Below are 6,047 nucleotides of genomic sequence, written 5' to 3'. Positions count from 1 at the left end.
GGGGTGTGGGGTCTTTTCTAACCTGTCATGGGGGTTATGAGTGGTTAGTCTGACACCCACACTCTGGAGACCCCCCTCCTCCCTCCCCCCCCCGCCACCAGCGGTTGGCCGCTGAGCCGGCCCGGCGTGCTGGCGAGGCGCGGTCGCGTCCCGCTCCGCCGGTTGCGGACGCAGCCGACGTGAGGGGCCGGCGGACCTGGGACCCCCATTCTTCCCGGCCGCTCGCTCGCTTCTGAAACGGGCTGGAGCGGACCGAGTCAAGGGTGGAGCGCAGCGGAATCGCCGCAGGCGACGCGACCGCAGGGAGCGCCCTTTACTCGGGCCGTGGAAGCACGACACTGACAAAGAAGCGAGTGGCCCAACGCCCACTGGTCGGACACCTCATCATCAACACCGTCACCCCCGCCCCAACACCACAGTCCCCGAAGAGCAGAACCATCCCCCCGTCCCGGAAGCAACCCCCAGACGCGGCAACTCACCCTCCCCAACCGTGACTTGACGGCCCCCTGCCTCGCCGCGAAGTTGCCGGACCGCCTCCACCAGCAGGAACAGCCCGCGCATGCCAGGGTGTTGGGCCGACAGCCCGCCGCCGTCCGTGTTCACGGGGAGTTCGCCGCCCGCCACTCGCAATCGCCCTTTCTCCACGAAGGCGCCCCCTTCACCCTTCGCACAGAAGCCCAGATCCTCCAGCGTCACCAGCGTCATGTAGGTGAACGCGTCGTAGATCTCCGCGAAGTCGATCTCCTCGGGGCGTACCCCGGCCCGTTCGAAGGCCAGTCGGCCGCTGACCGCCGCGGGGGACACCGTGAAGTCGGGCCACTCGGACATCGCGGCGTGCGAGACGTGTTCTCCGGTGCCGAGTATCCAGACCGGTGCCGTACGGCAGTCGCGTACGTACTCCTCGGCGGTCAGGAGTACCGCCGCTCCGCCGTCGGACCGTATGCAGCAGTGCAGTTTGGTGAAGGGGTCCGCGATCATCGGGCCGGAAAGGACGTCGTCCACGGTGATCGGGTCGCGGAACATGGCCTCGGGGTTCAGGGCGGCGTTGGCCCGGGCCTGTACCGCCACCTCGGCCAACTGCTCGATGGTCGTGCCGAATTCGAGCATGTGGCGGCGCGCGGCCATCGCGTATTTGGCGATCAGTGTGTGGCCGTAGGGGACCTCGAACTGGAGCGGGCCCCGTGCGCCGAAGGAGAGGTTGCCGGTTCTGCGGCCCGCCTTGATGTCGGCGCGGGCGGTGGAGCCGTAGACCAGGAGTACGGCGTTCGCGTGGCCTGCGGCGATCGCGTCCGCCGCGTGCGCCGCCATGACCTCCCAGGTCGAGCCGCCGACGGAGGTGGAATCGACCCAGGTCGGGCGCAGGCCCAGGTATTCGGCCACCTCCACCGGTGGCAGCGTGCCCAGGCCCGCCGACGCGAAGCCGTCCACCACGGCCCGGTCCAGGCCTGCGTCCGCCAGTGCGCGGCGGGCCGCCTGGGCGTGCAGGGCGTAGGGGGTCGTGTCGTCCACTCGTCCGCAGTCGGACAGTGCCACGCCCACCACGGCGACTTTGCGGCTCCCCGGTGTCATGAGGGGCCTCCTCCCTCTGTGCATATCGTGCCCGGACTCCTAATATGACGGACCGTCAGATCTGGAGGGAAGTGCCATGGCCGCCAGCTTCACCGCCGAGCAGGACGAGATCCGCCGTACCCTCCGCGAACTCCTCACCAAGCGCTGTGGAGCGGACGGGCTCCGTGCCGCTCTCGACAGCCCGGTGGGGCATGATCCTGGCCTGTGGGCCGCTCTCGCCGAGCAGTTGGGGCTGCCTGGGCTCGCGCTTCCGCAGGAGTACGACGGTGTCGGCGCCTCGTCCACCGAACTCGCCCTGGCCTGCGAGGAGACGGGTCGTTTCCTTGCTCCCTCGCCGCTCCTCGCGACCGCCGTGCTCGTCGCTCCACTCGTCCTCGCCCTCGGCGGCGACGCTCAGCGTGCTCGGCTGTTGCCCCGGATCGCCGCCGGTTCGCTGACTGCCGCTCTCGCCGTTCCCGGCACCGCTCTCACCACCGCCCTCACCCTCACCGGCGACAACGACGGTGAGTGGGCGGGCGGCGGGCGTGCGGGCGGGGTGCAGGCGAGAAGAGACGGGGAGGCCGGGTGGCGGTTGTACGGGCAGGTCGCGCAGGTTCTTGACGGGCACAGTGCCCAGCTGCTTCTTGTCGCCGCCCATGCCGGGGGGTTCGCGCGGTCGCGGACCTTGCTGTTTCTCGTGGCGGGGGACGCGGACGGGCTCGTACGGACGCGGCAGACCGCCCTCGACGCGACCCGGCCGCAGGCGCGCCTCGAACTGCGGGATGTGGAAGGGGAGTTGCTGGGTGCCGATGACGGTCCGGGTGTTCTGCGGGAGCTTTCCGCGCTCGGTGACACCGTCGGGGCCGTGCTCGCCGCCGAGGCCGTCGGGGCCGCCGACCGTGTGTTGGAGCGGACCGTTCAACACGTCAAGCAGCGTGAGCAGTTCGGGCGGGCGATCGGGTCGTTCCAGGCGGTGAAGCACCGGTTGGCGGATGTGTATGTGCAGGTGCAGGCGGCCAAGTCGGCTGCCTACTACGCCGCTTGGGGAGCGGTGAACGGTGAGCGAGTGGGTGGGCTCGCGCTTGCGCAGGCGCTGGAGGCGTTGCGGGCTGCTGCCGGTGAGGGGATTCAACTGCACGGTGGGATCGGGTTCACCTGGGAGCACGAGGCCCATCTCTATTTCAAGCGTGCCGCCGGTGACGAACTGCTCTTCGGGCCGGTGCACCGGCTGCGGGCGCACGCCGCCGAGGGTGCGCGTCTCTTCGAGAGTCGCGAGGTGACGGTGTGATCGGTGTGCGGCTGGTGCAGAAGGTGTCCTCGACGCCCGTGTTCGCTCGCGTCGCCCCGCATGTCATTCCCGCTCTCGACCGGGCTGTGCACCGGCTGACGCGCGGGAAGGTGTTGTTGAGTGCTCAGATGCTGCCGGGGGTGGTCCTGACCGCGAGGGGTGCGCGGAGTGGGCAGCGGCGGAGTACTCCGCTCGCCTGTATGCCGGTTGAGGACGGGTGGGTTCTGGTCGGGTCCAACTTCGGGCGTGCGGGCCATCCGGCCTGGACGCGCAATCTCATCGTCCATCCCGACGCCGAGATCAGTTGGAAGGGTGAGGAAATCCCGGTCACCGCGCGGCTGTTGGAGGGCGGGGAGCGGGCCGAGGTGTGGCGGGCGGCGTTGGTCTTCTGGCCGCCGTACGCCACGTATCAGGCGCGGGTGGACCGGGAGATCCGGCTGTTTCGGATCACACGCAGGGCAGGCGACGGTCCACCTGGGTGAACCGCCGCCCGCGAGACAGGACTTGGGACCTGGAAGCAGGAACCGCTACTTCGTCGGCTTCTTGCCGGTCACGCCCAGGTGGACCAACAGCGCCAGGTTCGGCTTGAGTTCAGCCTGCTTGACGCCCCACGTCTGGAAACCCTTCTGGTGCGAGGCGACCGCCGCGAGCATCGCGACCAGTGAACCGGCGACCGCCGCCGGGTTCACGTCCTTGTCGACCCTGCCCTTCGACTGCAGTTCGGCGACCGCGTCCGAGAGGGAGTTGTTCACGGAGTTGAGGATCTTCATGCGGATCTTGTAGAAGCGTTTGTCGCCCTCGGCCGCTCCGAGGTCGACGACCCGCAGGATCGCGTCGTTCCTGCGCCAGAACTCCAGGAATCCGTCCACGAGTTCCTGCGAGGTCTGCCAGCCGGCCTTGCCGACCCATGACCGGCCGGCGAGCAGCTCGGTCAACTGCCCGCCCTCCGTTGCCATTTGCTCGGCGATTTCCAGGACGGCGCCTTCGACGTCCGGGAAGTACTGGTAGAAGGTCGCGGGTGAAGTACCCGCCTTCCGGGCGACATCGATGACTTTGACGTCCCGGTAAGGGGAGGAGCTGAGCATCTCGCTTAGGCAGTCGAGCAGCTTCTGCCGGGTCGCCTGCCCACGCCGGCCGGCCACGCGGCCGTCGACGGTACGCACTTGTCCTGTCATGCCGTCAGCTTACCGAGGGGTGATCGGAGCGCGATTCGGCCGACTGCAAATGGGGTGCACGAGGGTCCGGAGGGTGGTGTGCCTGGTCTGCGGGGTGCGTGTGTCGCCGTTACTTTGACGGTATGGCCGAAAACAGGGCATCCGCGAAGGAAGAGACCTACGGAGAGGGCGTCCCCTGCTGGCTGGACGCGCAGCTGCCGGACCTGGCCGCGGGCAGGCGGTTCTACGGTGAGCTCTTCGGGTGGACCTTCGAGGAGGCGTACGGCGGCTCCGTATGGGCCCGCAAGGACGGTGAGCCGGTCGCGGCGCTCGCCCACAAGGCGGACGGGCGGATGCCGACCGTGTGGACGGTGTACTTCGCGACGCCGGACGTGGTGCGGCTGAGTGGGCGGATCCGGGAGGCGGGCGGGCAGGTGGTCATGGCGCCGGTGGCCTTGGGGGAGCTGGGCACGGCCGTCCTCGCCGCCGACCCCGAAGGTGCCGTCTTCGGGCTGTGGCAGGCGGCCCGGCACCCCGGTTTCGGCGTCCGGCACAAGGCGGGCACCTTCGGCTGGGCCGAGCTGTACGCCCGCGACACGGAGACGGCCAACACTTTCTACGGCGGACTTTTCACAGACGCCCTGTTCGGGCCGGAGGCCGCTCCCGACTTCGGGCGGGCGCCCGTCTCCGAGGTCTTCCCGGTGGAGATGCCGCCGCATTTCCTCGTTCACTTCCGGGTCGAGGACATCGCCGCTGTTCTGGGGGCCGTGAACCGGCTCGGCGGGCGGGTTCAGGTCCCGCCCTTCGAGACGTCGTACGGAAAAGTGGCCGTCGTCACGGACAATCAAGGGGCGTCGTTCGCGCTGCAGCAACGTTGACACCTGGACGTTTGTCCGGAGATATGCCGAGACACCCCGATTAGTCGCCGGGTTCGCAACCTGTGGCCCGGCCAGGAAGAATCAGGGTGCGCGCCGTCATGGCGGTGCGGTGGTGAGACGCTGCACGGGGTCGCGTACATATGTGGGTGGCGTGGCCCGTACGGGGAGGTGGCAGGCAAGTGGTGGATCAGCTGACGCAGCACGATCCGCGGCGGATCGGGCCGTTCGAGGTGCTGGGACGGCTGGGCGCGGGCGGCATGGGGCTGGTCTATCTCGCGCGCTCGGCGTCCGGCCGGCGCGTGGCGATCAAGACCGTGCGGACGGAACTCGCCGAGGACCAGCTGTTCCGGGTCCGTTTCACGCGCGAGGTCGAGGCCGCGCGGGCGGTCTCCGGCTTCTACACGGCTGCCGTGGTCGACGCCGATCCGCGTGCCGCCGTGCCGTGGCTGGCCACCGCGTATGTGCCCGCGCCCTCGCTCGAAGAGATAGTGAACGAGTGCGGGCCGATGCCGGCCCAGGCGGTGCGCTGGCTCGCGGCGGGGGTCGCGGAGGCGCTGCAGTCCATTCACGGGGCGGGTCTCGTTCACCGTGACCTCAAACCGTCCAATGTGCTCGTGGTCGAGGACGGGCCCCGGGTCATCGACTTCGGTATCGCCTCGGGTGTGTCGAACACACGTTTGACGATGACGAATGTGGCCGTGGGTACACCGGCGTACATGTCTCCCGAGCAGGCGAAGGACTCCCGCAGCGTCACCGGCGCGAGCGATGTGTTCTCGCTCGGCTCGATGCTCGTGTTCGCCGCCACCGGACACCCCCCGTTCCACGGCGCCAACCCGGTCGAGACCGTCTTCATGCTGCTGCGCGAGGGCCCCGACCTCGCCGGCCTCCCGGACGAACTGCGCCCCCTCATCGAGTCCTGCATGCAGATGGAGGCCACCGGCCGACCGAATCCGGCCGACCTCCAGGCCCAGCTGGCCCCCCACCTCTTCGGCTCAGGATCCGACGACAGCGGTACGGCCTCGGCCTGGCTGCCCGAGCGCGCGGTGACCCTGATCGAGACCCGCCGCGGCGGACGCCCGCCCGTGAAACCGACGCCCACCGCCGGCCGCAGCGGTGGCGGACGCGTCGCCGTACCGCCGCCGCCCTCCCACGACCCCGTCGTGCCGGTCCAGGTCGGCG

Annotated in this window: 6 protein-coding genes; 4 read left to right on the top strand and 2 right to left on the bottom strand. The window is 69.5% G+C overall.

Features of this window, described 5'->3' with window-relative positions; genetic code table 11:
• Positions 1-396 precede the first annotated feature (396 nt).
• The gene (locus R6V09_RS43455) at positions 397-1,569 is read right to left on the bottom strand and encodes a thiolase C-terminal domain-containing protein (protein ID WP_317886999.1); all 1,173 of its coding nucleotides are present in this window, start codon (positions 1,567-1,569) and stop codon (positions 397-399) included.
• A 76-nt stretch (positions 1,570-1,645) separates the two neighbouring features.
• Between R6V09_RS43455 and R6V09_RS43450 the strand changes: the two genes are divergently transcribed.
• Positions 1,646-2,836 carry an acyl-CoA dehydrogenase family protein gene (locus R6V09_RS43450; protein WP_317886998.1) on the top strand — a complete coding sequence of 397 codons (1,191 nt, stop codon included), beginning with the start codon at positions 1,646-1,648 and terminating at the stop codon, positions 2,834-2,836.
• Positions 2,833-3,318, top strand: coding sequence for a nitroreductase/quinone reductase family protein (locus R6V09_RS43445; RefSeq protein ID WP_317886997.1), 486 nt, complete (start codon positions 2,833-2,835; stop codon positions 3,316-3,318). Before R6V09_RS43450 ends, R6V09_RS43445 begins: the two co-directional genes overlap by 4 nt.
• A gap of 45 nt (positions 3,319-3,363) precedes the next feature.
• On the opposite strand, the gene R6V09_RS43440 is transcribed toward R6V09_RS43445, so the two are convergent.
• On the bottom strand, positions 3,364-3,999 hold the full coding sequence (locus R6V09_RS43440; RefSeq protein ID WP_019075507.1) for a TetR family transcriptional regulator: 636 nt from the start codon (positions 3,997-3,999) through the stop codon (positions 3,364-3,366).
• Between the two features lie 134 nt (positions 4,000-4,133).
• Here R6V09_RS43440 and R6V09_RS43435 point away from each other — a divergent pair, with 134 nt between their 5' ends.
• Together R6V09_RS43435 and R6V09_RS43430 are read left to right on the top strand one after the other, a co-directional pair.
• On the top strand, positions 4,134-4,868 hold the full coding sequence (locus R6V09_RS43435; RefSeq protein ID WP_317886996.1) for a VOC family protein: 735 nt from the start codon (positions 4,134-4,136) through the stop codon (positions 4,866-4,868).
• Positions 4,869-5,047: 179 nt separating this feature from the next.
• Positions 5,048-6,047 (top strand): serine/threonine-protein kinase (locus R6V09_RS43430; RefSeq protein ID WP_317886995.1); only part of this gene is annotated, 1,000 nt, incomplete at its 3' end.

This window comes from Streptomyces sp. W16, from assembly GCF_033194735.1.
Lineage (GTDB): Bacteria > Actinomycetota > Actinomycetes > Streptomycetales > Streptomycetaceae > Streptomyces.
The sequence above is the reverse complement of the archived record's forward strand: the minus strand, read 5'-3'. Positions and strand labels throughout refer to the sequence as shown.